Here is a 20,134-nt window from a genome sequence, read left to right on the forward strand (position 1 = left end):
CATCTCTGTCAGTCGTACCGGTAGACTGAAAGCCAAACACTGTTGCTAGTGGCAACCGAGTCGAAACGCCGTGGTCGCACGCTCGCCCGCACGGGGCGGGGATGCGGCCCGTGCTGTGCCAGAGAGGGCGCTTCGTGGCCGATTCCGGCAACCCCAGCCAGACCCCAGACCAGTCCGACCAGGCTTCCTACACCGGTAGCAACATCCAGGTGCTGGAAGGCCTCGACGCCGTCCGCAAGCGCCCCGGCATGTACATCGGTTCCACCGGCGAGCGCGGCCTGCACCACCTGGTGCAGGAGGTCGTGGACAACTCCGTCGACGAGGCGATGGCGGGGTACGCCGACACCATCGACGTCACGATCATGGCCGACGGCGCGGTCCGGGTGGTCGACAACGGCCGAGGCATTCCGGTCGACATCGTCCCCGGGCAGGAGAAGCCGGCCGTCGAGGTCGTGCTCACCGTGCTGCACGCGGGCGGCAAGTTCGGCGGCGGCGGCTACGCGGTCTCCGGCGGTCTGCACGGCGTCGGCGTCTCCGTGGTGAACGCGCTCTCCACCCGCCTCGCGGTCGAGATCCTCCGGGACGGCCACCGCTGGACCCAGGACTACAAGATGGGCGCGCCGGTCGCCCCCCTGGTCAAGGGCGAGGCCACCGAGCGCACCGGGACCATCGTCACGTTCTGGGCCGACCCGGACATCTTCGAGACCACGGTCTACTCCTTCGAGACGCTCTCCCGGCGCTTCCAGGAGATGGCGTTCCTCAACAAGGGCCTGACCATCTCGCTGACCGACGAGCGCCCGGAGCACGCGGACGAGGACGGCAACCCGCTCTCCGTCACCTACAAGTACGACGGCGGCATCGCGGACTTCGTCACCCACCTCAACTCCCGCAAGGGCGAGGTGATCCACCCCTCGGTGATCGACTTCGAGGCGGAGGACAAGGACAAGACGATCTCCGTCGAGGTCGCCATGCAGTGGAACTCCTCGTACACCGAGGGGGTCTACAGCTTCGCCAACACCATCCACACGCACGGCGGCGGTACCCACGAGGAGGGCTTCCGCGCCGCGCTGACCGGCCTGGTGAACCGCTACGCGCGGGACAAGAAGCTGCTCCGCGACAAGGACGACAACCTCTCCGGCGAGGACATCCGCGAGGGTCTGACCGCGATCATCTCGGTCAAGCTCGGCGAGCCGCAGTTCGAGGGCCAGACCAAGGACAAGCTCGGCAACACCGAGGCGAAGACCTTCGTCCAGCGGGTCGTCCACGAGCAGCTGAACGACTGGCTGGACCGCAACCCCAACGAGGCCGCGGACATCATCCGCAAGTCCATCCAGGCCGCCACCGCGCGCGTCGCCGCCCGCAAGGCGCGCGACCTGACCCGGCGCAAGGGCCTGCTGGAGAGCGCCTCGCTGCCGGGCAAGCTGAGCGACTGCCAGTCCAAGGACCCGTCCGAGTGCGAGATCTTCATCGTCGAGGGTGACTCCGCAGGCGGCTCGGCCAAGCAGGGCCGCGACCCGCGCATCCAGGCGATCCTCCCGATCCGCGGCAAGATCCTGAACGTCGAGAAGGCCCGGATCGACAAGGTGCTGCAGAACACCGAGGTCCAGGCGCTGATCTCGGCCTTCGGCTGCGGCATCCAGGAGGACTACGACGAGTCCAAGCTCCGCTATCACAAGATCGTCCTGATGGCGGACGCCGACGTCGACGGGCAGCACATCCGCACCCTGCTGCTGACCCTGCTGTTCCGCTTCATGCGGCCGCTGGTCGAGTCCGGGTACGTGTACCTGGCGATGCCGCCGCTGTACAAGATCAAGTGGGGCAAGGACGACTTCGACTACGTCTACTCCGACCGCGAGCGCGACGCCACCATCGCGGCAGGCGTCGCGGCCGGGCGCCGGCTGCCCAAGGACGACGCGATCCAGCGCTTCAAGGGTCTCGGCGAGATGAACGCCGAGGAGCTCCGGATCACCACCATGGACCAGGCCCACCGCCTGCTGCAGCAGATCACCCTGGAGGACGCGGCCCGTGCCGACGACCTCTTCTCCGTCCTGATGGGCGAGGACGTCGAGGCCCGCCGCTCCTTCATCCAGCGCAACGCCAAGGACGTCCGCTTCCTGGACGTGTGACGGGGCCCGCCCCTGCCAGCACGGTCCAGTCACGCGTGAAAGGAAACTGACCACCAGTGGTCGACGACAACCGTCCCGACGGCGAGCAGCCGGACGCCAGCACCGCCACCACCCTGTCTGACAGCGAGGCGGGCTTCGTGTCCCGGGTCGAGCCGATCGAGCTCGAGACCGAGATGCAGCGCTCGTACCTCGACTACGCGATGAGCGTCATCGTGAGCCGCGCGCTGCCCGAGGTCCGCGACGGCCTCAAGCCGGTGCACCGGCGCGTGCTCTACGCGATGTACGACGGCGGGTACCGCCCCGAGAAGGGCTACTACAAGTGCGCCCGCGTCGTCGGCGACGTGATGGGCAACTACCACCCGCACGGCGACACCTCGATCTACGACACCGTGGTCCGCCTGGCCCAGCCGTGGTCGCTGCGGATGCCGCTGGTGGACGGCAACGGCAACTTCGGCTCCCCGGGCAACGACCCGGCCGCGGCCATGCGCTACACCGAGTGCAAGCTGATGCCGCTGGCCATGGAGATGATGCGCGACATCGACGAGGAGACCGTCGACTTCGCCGCCAACTACGACGGCCGCTCGCAGGAGCCCACCGTCCTGCCCGCGCGCATCCCCAACCTGCTGGTCAACGGCGCCACCGGCATCGCGGTCGGCATGGCCACCAACATCCCGCCGCACAACCTTCGCGAGGTCGCCTCCGGTGCCCTCTGGGCGCTGGAGCACCCGGACTCCTCCAACGAGGAGCTGCTGGACGCCCTGATCGAGCGGATCAAGGGCCCGGACTTCCCGACCGGCGCCCTGATCGTCGGCCGCCGCGGCATCGAGGAGGCGTACCGCACCGGGCGCGGCTCGATCACCATGCGCGCGGTGGTCGAGGTCGAGGAGATCCAGGGCCGCCAGTGCCTGGTGATCACCGAGCTGCCGTACCAGGTCAACCCGGACAACCTTGCGTTGAAGATCGCCGACCTGGTCAAGGACGGCAAGGTCGCCGGCATCGCCGACGTCCGCGACGAGTCCTCCTCGCGCACCGGCCAGCGCCTGGTGATCGTGCTCAAGCGCGACGCCGTCGCCAAGGTCGTGCTGAACAACCTCTACAAGCACACCGACCTGCAGACCAACTTCGGCGCCAACATGCTGGCCCTGGTCGACGGCGTGCCGCGCACGCTCTCGCTCGACGCCTTCATCCGACACTGGGTCAACCACCAGGTCGACGTCATCGTCCGACGCACCACCTTCCGCCTGCGCAAGGCCGAGGAGCGCGCCCACATCCTGCGCGCGCTGCTGCGCGCCCTGGACATGATCGACGAGGTCATCGCGCTGATCCGGGCCTCGGCGAGCGCCGACGCCGCCCGCACCGGCCTGATGGGCCTGCTCGACATCGACGAGCTCCAGGCCAACGCCATCCTGGAGATGCAGCTGCGCCGCCTGGCCGCCCTCGAGCGCCAGCGGATCATGGACGAGCACGACGAGCTGCAGCGCAAGATCGACGAGTACAACGCGATCCTGGCCTCGCCGACCCGCCAGCGGGAGATCATCTCCGAGGAGCTCACCGCGATCGTCGAGAAGTACGGCGACGAGCGGCGCTCCACCCTCATCCCCTCCGACGGCGACCTCTCCATCGAGGACCTCATCGCCGAGGAGGACATCGTCGTCACGATCACCCGTGGCGGCTACGTCAAGCGGACCCGCTCCGACCTCTACCGCTCGCAGAAGCGCGGCGGCAAGGGCGTGCGCGGTGCCCAGCTGAAGCAGGACGACATCGTCGACCACTTCTTCGTGACGACGACCCACAACTGGATCCTGTTCTTCACCAACAAGGGCCGGGTCTACCGCGCCAAGGGCTACGAGCTGCCGGACGCCGGGCGCGACGCCCGCGGCCAGCACGTGGCCAACCTGCTGGCCTTCCAGCCGGAGGAGCACATCGCCCAGGTGATGGCCGTCCGGACCTACGAGGACAAGCCGTACCTGGTCCTCGCGACCCGGGCCGGTCTGGTGAAGAAGTCCGCGCTGAAGGACTACGACTCCCCGCGCTCCGGCGGCCTGATCGCGATCAACCTGCGCCAGGACGAGGAGGGCCGGGACGACGAGCTGATCGGCGCCGAGCTGGTCTCCGCCGAGGACGACCTGCTGCTGGTCTCCAAGAAGGCCCAGTCGATCCGCTTCACCGCGACCGACGACGCCCTGCGCTCCACCGGCCGCGCCACCTCCGGCGTCAAGGGCATGGCCTTCCGCGAGGACGACGAGCTGCTCTCGATGAACGTCGTCCGCCCGGGAACCTACGTCTTCACCGCCACCGACGGCGGGTACGCCAAGCGCACCGGTGTGGACGAGTACCGTGTCCAGGGACGCGGCGGCTACGGCACCAAGGCGGCGAAGATCGTCGAGGGCCGGGGCTCGCTCGTCGGCGCGCTCGTGGTCGACGAAACCGACGAGATCATGGCGATCACCCTCTCGGGTGGGGTGATCCGCACGAGGGTTTCCGAGGTTCGTGAAACCGGACGTGACACGATGGGCGTCCAACTGATCAACCTCGGAAAGCGCGACGCTGTCGTGGGCATGGCCCGCAACGCCGAAGCCGAGGACGAGGAGCCGGCGGAGGACGAGATCGCCGGCACCGAGTCCACCGAGCCGGCCGAGGGTGCGGAGACGGCGGTCGACGGAGACGTCGAGGCCTGAACCGAACCGCAGACCGGTGTCGCCGCGTCCCCCACAGTGGGCGTGGCGACACCGGACGCCGACCAGTTCCGGGCAATCCCGCCGGGCGCTGGATGACGAGTGACGAAGCAGGGCGGCGCCGCCGCCCTGGTGGGAAGTGCGGGAGGACCAGGTGAGTGGAGCCACGGGTGCTGCGGGAGGGACCTCCGGCGGCCGTCCGGGCGCGCAGGGCGGGGGTTCGTACGGCGTCCCGCAGCCGCCGACCGAGCACTCGACCGCGTCCACCTCGCTGATGCCGCAGGCCGGCGGCGCGGGTCAGGGCGGCGCGGCCTACGGTGGCCAGACGCCCCCGCCGCCGGGGGGCTCCCCGGCGGCCGGCTCGGGGGGCTTCTCCCAGCCGACCACGTACGCCAAGGGGCAGCCGACCCCGCCCCGGGGCACCCCCGTTCCCGGGGCGGCGCGCCGCCCCGCCGGAGCGCCCGCGGCCCCGCCCGCGGCGGCGGCCGCCGCCGCGGGCCCCGGCCTCGGCCGGACCCGCAAGGCCCGGCTGCGGGTGACCAAGGTCGACCCGTGGTCGGTGATGAAGGTCAGCTTCCTGCTGTCGCTGGCCGTCGGCATCATCATCATCGTGGCCTCGGCGGTGCTGTGGATGACGCTGGACTCGCTCGGCGTCTTCGACTCGCTGACCAAGACCCTCAAGGACGTCACGGGCTCGGACAGCAACGGCGGCCTCAACCTGATGGACTACGTCGGCTTCGGCAAGGTGATGACCTTCACCACGCTGATCGCCGTGGTCGACGTCGTCCTGCTGACCGCCCTGTCCACCCTCTCCGCGTTCATCTACAACGCGGCGGCCGGCTTCACCGGCGGCATCGAGCTGACCCTGGCCGAGGAGGACTGATCCCGGCCGGATCCTGACTCACACTCAGTTTCCCGTCCACGGACGGAATGTACGGGCCCCACCGACTGTTGCAGCCGGTGGGGCCCGTCGGCATTCGGGTGACAGCCGGCACCCCGCGGCGTGCCGCCCGGAATCCGGTCGGCCGCGGTGGGATTTGCTGGGTGGCGCCCGTTCCGCGCCTGGGAGTGCCGCAGGCCGCCCCCGGTCCGTACGGCCGGGTCAGGAGAGGTTCAGCAGGACGACTGGACGGAGGCGCGCGGTGGCGAAGCTCGCAGGTCAACTGGTCGAGGCCCTGGACGGGCTGTTGGGGGTCCCGGCACCGCTGCGGGTGCAGGCCTGGGACGGCAGCGTCGCCGGGCCGCCGGGGGCCCCCACCGTGGTCCTGCGCAACCGCCGGGCACTGCGCCGGCTGCTCTGGCAGCCGGGCGAGCTGGGCCTGGCCCGGGCCTACGTCTCGGGGGACCTGGAGATCGCCCCCGGCACCGACCTCTACGAGGTGCTCTCGGTGGTCGGTCGGTTCGCCGAGCGGCCGGAGATCCGCACGCTCCACCTCGGGCCGCGCGACGTCGTCGGCGCCAAGGGCCGACAGGTCCTCGCGGCCCTCCTGCGGGCCGGGGCGCTCGGCCCCGAGCCGGCCCCGCCCCAGGAGGAGGTCAGGAAGGCCGAGGGGCGGCTGCACAGCCGCCACCGGGACCGTGCGGCCATCAGCCACCACTACGACGTCGGGAACGACTTCTACGGCCTCGTGCTGGGCCCCTCGATGGTCTACTCGTGCGCCTACTGGACGCCGGAGGCGAAGAGCCTGGAGGCCGCCCAGGAGGCCAAGCTCGACCTGATCTGCCGCAAGCTCGGCCTGCGGCCCGGGATGCGGCTGCTCGACGTCGGCTGCGGCTGGGGATCGCTGCTGCTGCACGCGGCGGAGCACTACGGCGTCACCGCGGTCGGCGTCTCCATCTCCAGGGAACAGGTCGCGCTGGCCCGTGCGCGGGTCGAGGAGGCCGGCCTGGCCGACCGGGTCGAGGTCCGCCTCCAGGACTACCGGGAGATCACCGACGGGCCGTTCGACGCGATCTCCAGTGTCGGGATGGCCGAGCACGTCGGCGCCGAGCAGTACCGGGTCTACGCCGAGGGCCTGTACCGGCTGCTGGCGCCCGGCGGCCGGCTGCTCAACCACCAGATCGCCCGCCGCCCCGACCACCCCGGTGAGCCGTACCGCGCCAGCCCCTTCATCGACCGCTACGTCTTCCCCGACGGTGAGCTCTCCCCCGTCGGTTCCACCGTGGCCCGGCTCGAGGAGGCCGGCTTCGAGGTCCGGGACGTCGAGTCGCTGCGCGAGCACTACGGGCTGACCCTGCGCGAATGGGTGGCCAACCTCGAGGCGCACTGGACGGAGGCGGTCCGGCTGGTCGGCCGCGGCCGGGCCCGGGTCTGGCGGCTGTACATGACGGCCTGCGCGCTCGCCTTCGAGCAGAACCGGATCGGGATCAACCAGGTCCTCGCCGTCCGCAGCACCGAGGAGGGCGCGGCGGGCCTCCCGTCGACCCGCGAGCAGTGGCTGCTGCGACCCGCCGCCCTCCCGCCGCGGCCGACCGCCGGGATCCACGCCGCAGGCCGGGCCGACCCGGATTTGGGGGATCGGCCGTCGGTCCGCTAATCTTTCAGTGCGGCAAGGGCCTATAGCTCAGACGGTTAGAGCGCTTCCCTGATAAGGAAGAGGCCACAGGTTCAAGTCCTGTTAGGCCCACCACCGCGAAGGCCCCGGAGTGATCCACTCCGGGGCCTTCGACGTTTTCGCGGATCGGGCGGATTCCGGTACGCTCTCTGTTCGGCGAGGGCCTATAGCTCAGACGGTTAGAGCGCTTCCCTGATAAGGAAGAGGCCACAGGTTCAAGTCCTGTTAGGCCCACCTCCCCGAAGGGCCCGGAGTGATCCACTCCGGGCCCTTCGGCGTTCGCGCCCGCTCGTGCCCCTCGGGAGGCCCGGCGGACCGGGCCTGACCGGGGATTCCCGGGCCGGCCGCACGCCGGCGCGGCGCCCGGCAGAAGGTGCTGCGTCAATCCTCGGACCGGACCGCCGGGTTGGCCGCACCGGTGGCTGGTCACGATTGGGATACCGGTGTGTATCATCGGCCGCAAGGGCAGTCTGGCACCCGGCCGCCCGTTTGCGCTCGAAACACATCTGGACTCGTCGGACCGGTCAATCCGGCCGGATCCGGCTCTTGAGTCCGTCAACGCAAGAAGGACGAGGTCCCGCGGTGAAGAAGCTTCTCCTGGTCGCCCTGGTCGCCCTCGGCGGCTTCTTTGTCTACCGTCAGGTCCAGGCGGACCGCGCCGAGCAGGACCTGTGGACCGAGGCCACCGACCCGGTCCCGGCCGGTCGCTGAGCCCCGGGCGATCTGACGATCGACGGTCTTCGGAGGCGCCGACCCGCGCCTCCCGGGCCGGCCGGCCCGGTCTACCGACCGGACCGGCCGGTCCCCTTCAGGGGACGGCGCTGGGAAACGCGCCGGAACCCGGTACGCTAGTGCCCGTTGGCACCGGCGGTGCCGTCGAGGGGCATTAGCTCAGTTGGTAGAGCGCTGCCTTTGCAAGGCAGATGTCAGGAGTTCGAGTCTCCTATGCTCCACAGTTCACAGCAGTCGCCGATCGGCCGCTGACCAGGATCCTGGTCAGCGGCCGATCGGCGTTTCCGGGCCTCGCCGCGTCTTCCGCACGGTCAGTCCGTCGTGGGGCCCTCGTCGTCGACGGGTTTGCCGGGCTCGACGGCTTCCGCCTCGGGACCGGAGCCGTTCACCGGGGCGGTGGCGGCGTGCGCGCCGGCCGGCCGGGACTCCTGCGCCGCCGGGGGCTCGACCAGCCACTCCGGGTTGCTGTGCCGGCGCCACCACTGCCAGGCCACCAGGCCGCTGCCGATCGCCACAAGGCCGGCCACGGCGAGGCCGGTGGCCCAGCCGTTGCACCGTTCCTTCCGGGCGTTCCGGGCGGCCAGCTCGCTGATCTCGGCCGAGCTGACGTGGCCGTGCAGGGCGGTCAGCGCGGCGGCTCCCCGGGTCTGGGCCTCCTGGGCGACCGGGACGACCGCGGCGCGGGCGTCGTCGACCGCCTGGGCCACCCTGGGGACGACCGTGGTGCGCGCCTGGTCCGCGGCCCGGGCGGCGGAGATGCGGGCCGCCAGGGCGGCCTCCTGGGCCCGGTGGAGGGCCTTCAGGGCTTGCTGCTGGGCCTCCGGCGGCAGGCTGGCGAAGGCATGGCCGAACTGTGGGGCGAGGTGCTTGTCGTACTGGACGCGGAGATTGTGGCCGGCCTGGGTGGCCATCGGTCCGAGGGCGTCCAGGGCGGGGCCGAGGCGTTGCTTGGCGCCCTCCGCGACCTGTGCGGCGGTGTCCCGGGTCCTGGTGGCCGTCTCACGGGCTGAGTCCGAAAAGCTCACGAGTCTCTCCTCCTGGGTGGCGTCCTTTACGCACATATCCACCTGAATGCTGATCATGCATCCTGATTTGTCCGATGGCACGTCGGGTGGGCCGTACGCGGTCCCCCGGGAGCTGTGGCTCGGTGGGGCGTTCGGGTGGGGCGGGATGCGGCGGAGCGGGCCGTGGGGCGGGGGTGCGGCAGTAGGCTGACTTTTTTGGAGGTCGTGAACCGGAAGGGGACCCGCTGATGCGCCCGGACGAGCCGCGGTCGTCGGCCGATCGGTCCCCGGAGGCCGGGTTGCCCGGCTGCCACCGACACCCCCAGGTGCCCACCGGGGTCTCCTGCACCCGCTGCGAGCGGCCGATCTGCCCGCAGTGCATGGTGACCGCCGCGGTGGGCTTCCAGTGCCCCGAGTGCGTCGGCACGGGGCACGCGGGGACCCGGCGGGCGACCACCCGGTTCGGCGGGGCGCCGACCGTCGACGGCGGGCTGGTCACCAGGCTGCTGATCGGGACCAACGTGGTGGTCTGGCTGCTGGCCGCCTACGTGCTCACGCCACGGCTGGGCCAGACCTGGTCGCTGTTCAGCGCCGGACGGGACGTCCTCGGCGGTCCGGCCGGCCTCGCCGACGGCCCGGACCAGTGGTACCGGCTGCTGACCGCCACCTTCCTGCACCTGGAGTGGTGGCACATCGGGCTGAACATGCTGGTGCTGCTCCGGCTCGGTCCGCCGCTCGAGGAGGCGCTCGGCCGGCTCCGCTTCCTGGCCCTCTACCTGCTCTCCGGTCTGGGCGGCAGCACCTTCGGCTTCCTGGTGGCCGGCGACTTGATGAACTCGGTGGGGGCGTCCGGGGCGATCTTCGGGCTGATCGGCGCCACGATCGTGATGCAGCTGCGGAACAAGGGCCCGCTGGCCATGGTGATGGCGTTCCTGGTCTTCAACCTGGTCGTCACCTTCTCGCGTCCCGGCATCGACTGGCGGGCGCACCTGGGCGGCCTGGCGGTGGGCGCGCTGACCGCGGCCGGCCTGATGTACGCCCCGCGCGAGCGCCGCGGCCTGGTCCAGGGGCTGACGGTGGCCGGGGCGCTGGCCCTGGAGGCGGGGATGCTGCTGATCGGGATGTCGCTCTACGGCGCCTGAGGACTCGGGCGTTTGTCCACAGCGGGTGCGGGGTTGTGCACAGGCTGTGCGTCGCCCCCGGTGCGGACGGCTGTTCTACGCGTGTCCTGCTGTGCGATTTCCCCGGTTCCCGGGATGGTGCGCACGGCTGTGGGCGGTCCCCCCGGGAAAGTTATCCACAGGCTGGGGAGACTTTTCCCCAGTGTGGATAACCATGTGGATAAGCCTGACAGTCCGATGGTGGGGATAACCGACCGGATGCCCGCCCGCGTCCGGGCACGCCTGACCGCCGCCCCGGGACGAGCGATCCGGAGCGGCGGGAATCGGCCCTTCCGGGCCTCAGGACGAGCGGGTCGTCACTTCCACTGGGTGGAGACGCCGAACCCCGCGGCGATGAAGCCGAAGCCGACCAGGATGTTCCAGTTCCGCCAGCTCTCGACCGGGTAGGTGCCGCTGGTCACGTAATAGGTGACGATCCACACCAGGCCGATCAGGAACAGTGCCAGCATCAGCGGCGCGACCCAACCGCGGCCCGAGCTGATCTTCACCGCGGCCGCGGTCGGCGGGGTGTAGTCGGACTTCTTGCGGAGTCGAGACTTCGGCACGAGGGGTTCTCCTGTCGATGCGCTGGAAGACCGCGCAGGGGTGCAGCGGGTGAGTCGGTCGGCGGTCGGCCGTGGGAACGCACTGAGGGACGCTCCGCACGTGCCACCGGCGTCCGTTAGCGTAGTGGCTCGGCGGGTCCTGAGGAGATAAGGGTACGGTGACTAATTTGTCGATTCCCCCTGAGCCGGTCCGTACCCGCCGCTCCGATATCCGAATTGTCGGACGTGCCCTGACCTGCGCGGTCTTCGCGCTCGCCGGACTGCTCTTCTACATCAGCGCGCAGACCGCCCGCGGCACCGACCTGCGGACCGACAACTCGCTGCTGAGCCTCGGCGACGTGATCCGCCAGCGCAGCGCGCAGAACCAGCAGGCGCAGTCCCAGCTCGCCGACCTCCAGGCCCGTGCCCAGGACCTCACCGAGCAGCAGGGCCACAGCCCCGCCGACGCGGCGCAGCTGGACGGCCTGCGGCTCGGCGCCGCCCTGGAGCCGCTGCAGGGCGGCGGACTGAGCGTCACCCTCAACGACGCCCCGCCGAACGCCACCGCGCGCATCCCCGGGGTCCCCGAGCCCGGCGTCAACGACCTGGTCATCCACCAGCAGGACATCCAGGCCGTGGTCAACGCGCTGTGGCGGGGCGGCGCGGAGGGCGTGCAGGTGATGGACCAGCGGCTGATCTCCACCAGCGCCGTCCGCTGCGTCGGCAACACCCTGCTGCTGCAGGGCCGGGTCTACTCCCCGCCGTACGTGGTCAAGGCGGTGGGGAAGACCGAGGCGCTGCGCTCGGCCGTCGACGCGGACCCGACGATCCGCAACTACCTGAAGTACGTCCAGGCCTACGGGCTGGGCTGGAAGGTCCAGGAGAGCGGCGACCTGACACTGCCGGGCTACTCCGGCACCACCGAGCTGCGGTCGGCGGGCGGGCAGTAGCGGACCGGCCTCGCGGCCGTGGAAGCCGGGTCTACTCTTGACCCAGCCTGCTACGACGAGGGAGCACCATGTACGGCTTCATCTGGCGTCACCTCCCGGGGAACACCCTGATCAAGGCCGTCCTTTCGGTGCTCCTCATCCTGGGGATCGTCTACCTGCTCTTCACCTACGTCTTCCCGTGGGCGGAACCGTTGCTCCCCTTCGGTGACGTCACAGTGGACGGCGGCGACGGCGCCGCGGCCGGTTGAACCGGCGGCCCCGGCACCTCCATCCAGCACCGCCATCCGGCACCGCATCCCACGGAGACCACGCGCGCATGACCACCCAGTCGAACCCGCCCCGCATCCTGGTGGTGGACAACTACGACAGCTTCGTCTTCAACCTGGTCCAGTACCTGTACCAGCTCGGTGCCACCTGCGAGGTGGTACGCAACGACGAGGTGACCGTCGAGCACGCCGTCCGCCGCGCCGGGGCGGAGGGCTTCGACGGGGTGCTGCTCTCCCCCGGGCCCGGCGCGCCGGAGGAGGCCGGGGTCTGCATCGAGATGGTGCACCACTGCGCGCGGATCGGGCTGCCGGTGTTCGGCGTCTGCCTGGGCCTGCAGTCGCTCGCGGTCGCGTACGGTGCGGTGGTCGGCCGGGCGCCTGAGCTGCTGCACGGCAAGACCTCGCTGGTCGAGCACGAGGACGGCGGGGTGTTCGAGGGCCTGCCCTCGCCGCTGACCGCGACCCGCTACCACTCGCTCGCGGTCGAACCGTCCACCGTTCCGGCGGAGTTGGTGGTCACCGCGCGGACCGAGAGCGGTGTGATCATGGGCCTGAGGCACCGTGAACTGCCGGTCGAGGGCGTGCAGTTCCACCCGGAGTCGGTGCTCACCGAGGGCGGGCACCGGATGCTCGCCAACTGGCTCGCCGAGTGCGGCTTCCCGCAGGCCGTGGACCGGTCGGCCGGGCTCGCCCCGGTGATCGGCCGGGGCTGAGCGGCGTGACCACGCTGCGTCCGGAGGGGCGTTACCAGCCGGAGGCGGACCCGTACGGCGGCGCGCGGCAGTTCGACGGCGCCCAGCCGTATGCGGGCCCGCAGTACGGCGACGGCACCGGCACCGCCCCGTACCAGCAGGCGTTCCCGGCCCAGACCGCGCCCGAGGACGCCTGGGGCGTCTACGAGCAGGCCGAGGAGCCCCTCGCGGGCGGGCCCGAGTACCCCTGGCTGCCCGACCAGACCCTCCAGCTGCGACTGCCCGCCGGGGTCGGCGCGTCGGCCGCCGAGCCGGCCCCGCCCACCGGCGGCCGGGCCGAGCGTCGACGGGCCGCCCAAGGCCGTCCGGCGATCCGGTCGGGCAACGGGCGGCGCCGGGCGGGCGGCCGGGCCGCCGGACGGGTGCGCCCCAAGGAGTCCGCGGTCGTCGTGGCCGCCCGAGCCGTCGGCGAGCTGTGCATAACGCTCGGCGTGGTGATGCTGCTCTTCGTCGCCTACCAGCTCTGGTGGACCAACGTGCAGGCCGACGCGGCCGCCAGCGGGGCCCGCAACCAGCTGGAGCAGCAGTTCGACGCGGCCCAGGCACCCGCGCAGCCGGGGCAGCCGGCTCCGGACCCGAACAAGCCCGAGGTGTTCGAGCCCGGCAAGGGCTTCGCCATCATCTACCTGCCCAAGCTGGGGCTGAAGTTCCCGATCGCCGAGGGCACCTCCAAGTCGGCGGTGCTCGACAAGGGCCTGGTCGGCCACTACCCCGGCACCGGGATGCCCGGCGACCAGGCGGGCAACTTCGCGCTGGCCGCCCACCGCAACACCCACGGCGAGCCGTTCCGGTACATCAACCAGCTCTCCAAGGGCGACAAGGTCGTGGTGGAGACCGCCGCCGGGTACTACACCTACGAGATCACCGGGGGCATCCCGGAGACCTCCCCCAGCAACGTGAGCGTGATCAAGCCGGTGCCGAACGGCGCCGGGTACGCCGGCCCCGGCCGCTACATCACGCTGACCACCTGCACCCCGGAGTTCACCTCCAAGTTCCGTCTCATCGTCTTTGGGAAGATGATCGAGGAACGGCCGCGCAGCCAAGGCAAGCCGGCGGCGATCACGGGCGGGTAGCCGCCCGGACGCCCGGCCCGGAGGGGAGCACCGGACATGCAGGACGACGAGGCCGCGCAGTCGGCCGAACCGGGGCAGGACGCCTTCCCCCCGCCCGGGCAGCGGGCCGGGCGGGGGAGGCGCCGGGCGCTGGCCGCGCTCGGGGTGTTCGGCGAGCTGCTGATCACCCTGGGCCTGGTGCTCGGCCTGTTCGTGGCCTACTCGCTGTGGTGGACCAACGTGCAGGCCGACCGCTCGGCGTCGGAGGCCGCCGACCGGCTGCGCGGCGCCTGGGCCGCGGGCCCGACCGCCGCCCCCTCGGCCGCGCCCGGGACCACCCCCGCCCCCGGCGCCCCGCCCGGGCCGGCGCAGTTCGCGGCCGGGGACGACGTGGGCTTCCTGCACGTCCCGGCGATGGGCAGGGACTTCCAGGTGCTGATCCGGATGGGCACCTCCACCGAGGTCCTGGACGAGGGTGTGGCGGGCGTCTACGAGCAGCCGTACAAGGCCGCGCTGCCCTGGGACCAGGCGGGCAACTTCGCGCTGGCCGCCCACCGGGACGGCCACGGCGCCAAGTTCCACGACCTGGACGCCGTCCACAAGGGCGACGCGGTCGTCGTCGAGACCAAGGACAAGTGGTACGTCTACAAGGTCGACAGCACCCTGCCGGAGACGTCCAAGTTCGACACCGGCATCGTGGCGCCCGTCCCGGCCCGCTCCGGGTACGCCGGCCCCGGCCGCTACATCACCCTGACCACCTGCACGCCGGTCTACACCTCGCGCTACCGGATGGCGGTCTGGGGGAGCCTGGTGCGGGTGGACGACATGGACGCCAAGCGCACTCCGCCGCCGGAGCTGCGCCACTCCTGAGGCCTCGTGAGGTCTGGTGGGGCCTCGTGGGGCCTCATGGGGGTCGAGAACGCCCGAGGGCCCGCCGCATCCGCTGCGGCGGGCCCTCGGGCGTCGCTGTCCGGCCCTACCGGGCTCCGGGTCCCCGGTTCAGTTGAACCAGGGGAATATCGGAGGCCTAGTGGTCCCCTTTGGCGGGTGGGGTGGTGGGGTCGCCCCCTTTCGGGGGGTCGGCCGGCTTGGTGAGCAGCTGGACCTGGGTGTTCGGGTCCAGCGGGGTGCCGGCCCCCGGGGTGCTCATCTGGACGATCGCGTTCGGGTCCTGAGGGCCGATCACGCTGTAGCCGAGGCCGGCCTTCGACAGCGCCGCGATGGCGTCCGACAGCTTGAGGTTCTGCACCGGCGGGACCTGGGCCTTGTCCGGGGCCTTGTAGATCGTCAGCGCGATCTTCGTGTTGGCCGCGGCCTTGGAGTTGGCCTGGAGGGACTGCGCGGCGACGGTGTTGATCTTGGACGGGTCGGGGGCCGCCGCCGTCTTCGAGGAGTCGACCTGGAAGCCGAGGCCCGTCAGCGTGCTCTCCGCGGCCTCCTTCTGGGCGCCGACCACGTTCGGGACGTTGATCTTGGTCTTGCCCTGCGAGACCGTCAGCTTGATCGGGGCGGTCGGGTCCGCGGTCTGGTTGGCCGCCGGGTCCTGGCCGGTGACGGTGTCCTGCGGGGCGGTGTCGTCGTCCTTGTACTCGGGGGTGCCGACGTTGGTGAAGCCGGCCGCGGCCAGGGCCTGCAGCGCCTGGTCCTTGGGCTTGCCGACCACGTTCGGGACCTGCGCCTTGGCCGGGCCGGTGGAGACCTGCACCGTGATGGTCGCGGTCTCGGCGATCTGGCTGCCGGCCGTCGGGTTCTGGGTGCAGACCTGGTCCTTCTTGACGGCGGCGTCAGGACAGGCGATCTTCTCGCCCTCGGTCACCACGAGCTTGGCACCGGCCGCCGCGGCGGCGGTCTTGGCCTCGGCCAGGCTCCTGCCGACCAGGTTCGGGGCGGTGACCTTCGCGGCGTCCTTGCCCTTGTCGTTGCCGAACATCGCCTGGGCCACGAAGAAGGTGCCGACCAGGACCAGTACGGCGGCCACCGCCAGCACGATCCAGGAGGTGTTGCTCTTCTTCGGCCGGTCCTCGCCGCGCCGGCCGCCGCCCTGGCCGTAGCCGTCGTCGCCGCCCGCGCCGCCGCCGTGGGTCTGGCCGTAGCCGTCGTCCTGGTAGCCGCCCTGCCCGTAGCCGGGCTGCCCGCCGGCCTGCGGCAGGACGGTGGTCGGGCCGCCGCCGGGCTGCTGCGGCAGCATGTTGGTCTGGCCGTACGGGTCGTGCTGCTGCGGGTAGCCGTTCTGGTCGTAGCCGTAGCCGGCGCCCATGCCGTACGCGGCCTGCTGGGCGGCCGCCACCGGCAGGCCGTCGAGGAAGCGCTCGATGTCGTCGCGCATCTCGTCGGCGCTCTGGTAGCGGTAGTCGCGGTCCTTGGCGAGCGCCTTCAGCACGATCGCGTCGATCTCGGGGCGCACCTCGGGGTCGAAGACCGACGGCGGCTGCGGCTCCTCCCGGACGTGCTGGTAGGCCACCGCGACCGGCGAGTCGCCGACGAACGGCGGCCGGACGGTCAGCAGCTCGTAGAGCAGGCAGCCGGTGGAGTAGAGGTCGGAGCGGGCGTCGACCTGCTCGCCCTTGGCCTGCTCGGGGGAGAGGTACTGGGCGGTGCCGATGACGGCAGAGGTCTGCGTCATGGTCATCCCGGCGTCGCCCATCGCGCGGGCGATGCCGAAGTCCATCACCTTGACGTTGCCCTGCCGGGTCAGCATCACGTTGGCGGGCTTGATGTCGCGGTGCACGATGCCGGCCCGGTGCGAGTACTCCAGGGCCTGGAGGATGCCGATGGTCATCTCCAGCGCCCGCTCGGGCAGCAGCCGGCGGCCGGAGTGCAGCAGCTCGCGCAGCGTGGACCCCTCGACGTACTCCATCACGATGTACGGGATGGAGATGCCGTCGATGTAGTCCTCGCCCGTGTCGTACACGGCGACGATCGCGGGGTGGTTCAAGGACGCCGCCGACTGTGCCTCGCGGCGGAAGCGGGCCTGGAACGACGGATCCCGGGCCATGTCGGCCCGGAGCGTCTTCACTGCGACGGAACGGCCGAGCCGGGTGTCATGGGCGAGGTAAACCTCGGCCATGCCGCCGCGTCCGAGGACGCCGCCGAGCTCGTACCTGCCGCCTAGGCGACGAGGCTCTTCCATAGTTCCGACCCTCTCCCTCACCCGCCGGTGAGGTTGTGACGTAGGTGTCCCCGCACGCTCTGGGTGACGCCGCGCGGTCCGCTACCGGTTCTCCGGCCGGGCCGTTCGGTGCCTCGCGGGCGGCAACGGGCACACCCGCTGCTGGCGGATACGCTACCGGTCGCACCCCATCGGACCGGAGTCAGCCGTCGGCCGATATCAGACCGGTATCCGGACGGGGGTGCCGATCGTGACATTCCCCTCACCCGCGACCCGGCTCGTTACTTGCCGAGTGCGGCCTGCATCACCGCCTTGGCGATCGGGGCCGCGAGCCGCCCGCCGCTGATGCCGTCGCGGTTCTGGGAGCCGTCCTCGACGACCACCGCGACCGCGACCGACCGGCCGTCCGAGGCCTTGGCCCACGAGGTGAACCAGGCGAAGGGCAGTCCGGCGTTGTCCTCGCCGTGCTGCGCGGTGCCGGTCTTGCCGCCGACCTGCAGACCGGGGATCTTGGCGTTGGTGCCGGTGCCGCTCTCGACCACCGAGACCATCAGGTCCTGCATCTTCTGCGCGGTGGCCGGGCTCATCGCCTGGGAGAACTGCTTCTCGGTGTGCTTGGAGATGGTGGTCAGCGAGGCCGAGCGCTCCTGGTCGACCAGGTACGGCTGCATCAGGCTGCCGTTGTTGGCGATCGCGGCGGAGACCATGGCCATCTGCAGCGGGGTGGCGCGGGTGTCGTGCTGGCCGATCGAGTCCTGGGCGGTGCCGTCCAGGCTGGCGCTGTCCGGGAAGATGCTCTTCTCCGAGCGGACCGGGGTGTCGACGGTGCTGTTGAAGCCGAACTTCTCGGCCTGCGCCCGCATCTTCTCCTTGCCCAGGTCGGCGCCCATCTTGGCGAACACCGTGTTGCAGGACTGGTCCATCCCGGACTTGACGGTGGCGTTCTCGCAGCGCTCGTTGGGGCTCTCGTTCTTCAGCTGCGTGGTGGTGTTGGGCAGCGTGTACGGCTCCGGGGTCGACGTGGTGTCGTCGACGTTCTGGTAGAGGCCGTTCTCGAACGCCGCGGTCGCGGTGACCAGCTTGAAGGTCGAGCCGGGCGGATAGGTCTCCTTCAGCGCCCGGTTGAGCATCGGCTTGTTCGGGTCCGCGTTGAGGTCCGTCCAGGCCTTGGAGTCGGCCGAGTCGCTGCCGGAGAAGGTCCCCGGGTCGTAGGACGGGGTGGAGACCAGCGCCAGGATCGCGCCGGTCTTCGGGTCGATCGCGACCGCCGCGCCCTTCTTGTTGCCCAGGCCGTCGTAGGCGGCCTTCTGGACCTTGGCGTCGATGGTGGTGAGGACGTCGCCGCCGCGCTTCTGCTCACCGGTCAGCATGTCCAGGGTGTTGCGGAAGAACAGCCGGTCGTCCGTCCCGGAGAGGATGCCCTCCTCCAGGTTCTCCAGCTGGCTGGAGCCGAAGACCTGGGAGGAGTAGCCGGTCACCGGGGCGTACATCGGGGCGTCGACCCAGGAGCGCTTGTACTTGTAGCGCAGGCCGTTGACGAAGTCGGACTTCGTGACCGGCTGGCCGCTGACGATGATGTTGCCGCGCGGGTGGGCGTAGCGGTCGTACACCTGGCGCTTGTTGTTCTTGTCGTTCGCCCAGGACTCGGCCTGGACGCCCTGGACCCAGTTGGTGCGCACCATCAGGGCCAGGATCAGTACGAGGCAGAAGATCGAGACCCGGCGGATCGGCTTGTTCATCGGGCGGGTCCTCCCTGGCCCTCGGTGGCCGGGGCCGGTTCGGCCCCGGGTCGGCGGGCGCTGTCGCTGATCTTCAGCAGGATCGCGACCAGCGCCCAGTTGGCGACCACGGACGAACCGCCCTGAGCGAGGAACGGCATGGTCATACCGGTGAGCGGGATCAGCCCGGTGACACCGCCGGCCACCACGAACACCTGGATCGCCATCGCCGAGGCGAGGCCGACGGCGAACAGCTTGCCGAAGGGGTCGCGGGCGGCGATCGCGGTGCGCAGGCCGCGCTGGACCAGCAGGGCGTACAGCAGGAAGATCGCCATCAGGCCGGTGAGCCCGAGCTCCTCGCCGAAGGAACCCAGGATGAAGTCGCTCTTGGCGGCGAAGGCGATCAGCCAGGAGCGGCCCTGGCCCAGGCCCGAGCCGGTGACCCCGCCGGAGCCGAGCGCCATCAGCGACTGGCCGATCTGCTCGGTGGCGCCCTTCGGCGGGTGCGGGCCGAAGGCGGCCATCGGGTCGAGCCAGGCGTTGATGCGGACCTTCACGTGGTCGGCGGTCGAGGCGACCGCCACCGCGCCGCCGACCGACATCAGCAGGCCGAACAGGATCCAGCTGGTCCGCTCGGTGGCGACGTAGAGCATCACCACGAACAGGCCGAAGAACAGGAAGGACGTGCCCAGGTCGTTCTCGAAGATCAGGATCAGCAGGCTGAGCAGCCAGATCACGACGATCGGGCCGAGGTCGCGGCCGCGCGGCAGGTAGAGGCCCATGAAGCGGCGGCTGGCCAGCGCCAGGGCGTCCCGCTTGACCATCAGGTAGCCGGCGAAGAACACCGTCAGGATGATCTTGGCGAACTCGCCGGGCTGGATGGAGAAGCTGCCCATCCGGATCCAGATCTTGGCGCCGAAGTCCTCGTCCCGGGACGGGAAGAAGGCCGGCGCGGCGAGCAGGACCAGGGCCACCACCATCGAGATGTAGGTGTAGCGCTGGAGCACCCGGTGGTCCTTCAGCAGGACCATCACCGCGATGAAGCCGGCGATCCCGAGGCCCGACCACATCAGCTGGTTCTCGGCCGCCGGGTAGTTGCCCCTGAGCAGCTTCCCGGCCTTGTCCAGCCGCCAGATCATCACCACCCCGAGGCCGTTCAGCAGGGTGGCGATCGGCAGCATCAGCGGGTCCGCGTACGGCGCGAAGCGGCGCACCAGCAGGTGCGCGACCAGCGCCAGGGCGCCCATGCCGAGCCCGTAGCCGAGCATGCCCGCGGGCAGCTTGGAGTCCATCGCCAGGCCGACGTTGGCGTACGCGAGGACCGGCAGCAGTACCGCGAAGAGCAGCAGGGCCAGCTCGGTGTTGCGCCGGTTCGGCGCCTCCTGCGGGGAGATGGTGGTGTTGCCCCGTCGACGGGGGACGGCCCGCTCGGCCGACGCCCGGCGCCGACCGGACCGCTCGCTGTCTTCGCTCAGGTTGTAGCTGCTCAC

16 protein-coding genes and 3 tRNA genes are annotated in these 20,134 nt (G+C 70.9%); 14 read left to right on the forward strand and 5 right to left on the reverse strand.

Translation table 11 applies throughout. The annotated features are described in order from the left end of the window. The first annotated feature begins 110 nt into the window (after positions 1 to 110). The 8 genes from gyrB (at position 111) to ACZ52J_RS03420 (ending at position 8,309) form a co-directional block, all read left to right on the forward strand. On the forward strand, positions 111 to 2,126 hold the full coding sequence (gyrB, locus tag ACZ52J_RS03385) for a DNA topoisomerase (ATP-hydrolyzing) subunit B (protein ID WP_465615449.1): 2,016 nt from the start codon (positions 111 to 113) through the stop codon (positions 2,124 to 2,126). Between the two features lie 113 nt (positions 2,127 to 2,239). After that, positions 2,240 to 4,804, forward strand: a complete 2,565-nt coding sequence (gene gyrA, locus ACZ52J_RS03390) for a DNA gyrase subunit A (RefSeq protein ID WP_465615858.1) — start codon at positions 2,240 to 2,242, stop codon at positions 4,802 to 4,804. A 151-nt stretch (positions 4,805 to 4,955) separates the two neighbouring features. Then, on the forward strand, positions 4,956 to 5,684 hold the full coding sequence (locus ACZ52J_RS03395) for a DUF3566 domain-containing protein (RefSeq protein ID WP_360502546.1): 729 nt from the start codon (positions 4,956 to 4,958) through the stop codon (positions 5,682 to 5,684). 259 nt (positions 5,685 to 5,943) lie between these two features. Continuing rightward, positions 5,944 to 7,338 (forward strand): class I SAM-dependent methyltransferase, encoded by a 1,395-nt coding sequence (locus ACZ52J_RS03400; RefSeq protein WP_465615451.1) that lies wholly within the window; start codon positions 5,944 to 5,946, stop codon positions 7,336 to 7,338. A 16-nt stretch (positions 7,339 to 7,354) separates the two neighbouring features. Then, positions 7,355 to 7,431: transfer RNA gene (locus ACZ52J_RS03405), tRNA-Ile, on the forward strand. Between the two features lie 85 nt (positions 7,432 to 7,516). Further along, positions 7,517 to 7,590, forward strand: a tRNA-Ile gene (locus ACZ52J_RS03410). 348 nt (positions 7,591 to 7,938) lie between these two features. Continuing rightward, a complete protein-coding gene (locus ACZ52J_RS03415) occupies positions 7,939 to 8,067 on the forward strand; it encodes a DLW-39 family protein (protein WP_014137031.1) in 129 nt (42 codons plus the stop codon). A gap of 169 nt (positions 8,068 to 8,236) precedes the next feature. Further along, positions 8,237 to 8,309 (forward strand) — tRNA-Ala (locus ACZ52J_RS03420). Between the two features lie 90 nt (positions 8,310 to 8,399). Here ACZ52J_RS03420 and ACZ52J_RS03425 read toward each other — a convergent pair. Continuing rightward, a complete protein-coding gene (locus tag ACZ52J_RS03425) occupies positions 8,400 to 9,113 on the reverse strand; it encodes a DUF5324 family protein (protein WP_465615453.1) in 714 nt (237 codons plus the stop codon). 227 nt (positions 9,114 to 9,340) lie between these two features. On the opposite strand from ACZ52J_RS03425, the gene ACZ52J_RS03430 reads away from it, so the two are divergent. After that, positions 9,341 to 10,234 carry a rhomboid family intramembrane serine protease gene (locus ACZ52J_RS03430; protein WP_360498165.1) on the forward strand — a complete coding sequence of 298 codons (894 nt, stop codon included), beginning with the start codon at positions 9,341 to 9,343 and terminating at the stop codon, positions 10,232 to 10,234. A gap of 335 nt (positions 10,235 to 10,569) precedes the next feature. Here ACZ52J_RS03430 and crgA read toward each other — a convergent pair whose 3' ends face one another. Then, complete coding sequence (gene crgA / locus ACZ52J_RS03435; RefSeq protein WP_360498163.1) at positions 10,570 to 10,818, reverse strand: cell division protein CrgA; 249 nt, start codon at positions 10,816 to 10,818, stop codon at positions 10,570 to 10,572. 173 nt (positions 10,819 to 10,991) lie between these two features. Here crgA and ACZ52J_RS03440 point away from each other — a divergent pair, with 173 nt between their 5' ends. The 5 genes from ACZ52J_RS03440 (at position 10,992) to ACZ52J_RS03460 (ending at position 14,687) form a co-directional block, all read left to right on the forward strand. Next, positions 10,992 to 11,747, forward strand: a complete 756-nt coding sequence (locus ACZ52J_RS03440) for a DUF881 domain-containing protein (RefSeq protein WP_465615860.1) — start codon at positions 10,992 to 10,994, stop codon at positions 11,745 to 11,747. 68 nt (positions 11,748 to 11,815) lie between these two features. Next, positions 11,816 to 11,995 (forward strand): hypothetical protein, encoded by a 180-nt coding sequence (locus ACZ52J_RS03445; RefSeq protein WP_360498161.1) that lies wholly within the window; start codon positions 11,816 to 11,818, stop codon positions 11,993 to 11,995. Between the two features lie 68 nt (positions 11,996 to 12,063). After that, positions 12,064 to 12,726: an aminodeoxychorismate/anthranilate synthase component II gene (locus ACZ52J_RS03450; RefSeq protein ID WP_360498159.1), complete on the forward strand. Its 663-nt coding sequence runs from the start codon at positions 12,064 to 12,066 to the stop codon at positions 12,724 to 12,726. A 5-nt stretch (positions 12,727 to 12,731) separates the two neighbouring features. Then, positions 12,732 to 13,838, forward strand: a complete 1,107-nt coding sequence (locus tag ACZ52J_RS03455) for a class E sortase (RefSeq protein WP_396289017.1) — start codon at positions 12,732 to 12,734, stop codon at positions 13,836 to 13,838. Positions 13,839 to 13,874: 36 nt separating this feature from the next. Further along, positions 13,875 to 14,687 carry a class E sortase gene (locus tag ACZ52J_RS03460; protein WP_465615457.1) on the forward strand — a complete coding sequence of 271 codons (813 nt, stop codon included), beginning with the start codon at positions 13,875 to 13,877 and terminating at the stop codon, positions 14,685 to 14,687. A 157-nt stretch (positions 14,688 to 14,844) separates the two neighbouring features. On the opposite strand, the gene pknB is transcribed toward ACZ52J_RS03460, so the two are convergent. The 3 genes from pknB to ACZ52J_RS03475 all read right to left on the reverse strand — a co-directional run bounded on the left by pknB (position 14,845) and on the right by ACZ52J_RS03475 (position 20,038). Then, positions 14,845 to 16,947 carry a Stk1 family PASTA domain-containing Ser/Thr kinase gene (pknB, locus tag ACZ52J_RS03465; RefSeq protein ID WP_465615459.1) on the reverse strand — a complete coding sequence of 701 codons (2,103 nt, stop codon included), beginning with the start codon at positions 16,945 to 16,947 and terminating at the stop codon, positions 14,845 to 14,847. Between the two features lie 260 nt (positions 16,948 to 17,207). Further along, positions 17,208 to 18,665, reverse strand: a complete 1,458-nt coding sequence (locus ACZ52J_RS03470) for a peptidoglycan D,D-transpeptidase FtsI family protein (protein ID WP_360498153.1) — start codon at positions 18,663 to 18,665, stop codon at positions 17,208 to 17,210. Then, positions 18,662 to 20,038 (reverse strand): FtsW/RodA/SpoVE family cell cycle protein, encoded by a 1,377-nt coding sequence (locus ACZ52J_RS03475; RefSeq protein ID WP_360498185.1) that lies wholly within the window; start codon positions 20,036 to 20,038, stop codon positions 18,662 to 18,664. Before ACZ52J_RS03475 ends, ACZ52J_RS03470 begins: the two co-directional genes overlap by 4 nt. Positions 20,039 to 20,134 lie beyond the last annotated feature (96 nt).

The sequence above is a fragment of the Kitasatospora sp. NPDC034035 genome, assembly GCF_055575755.1.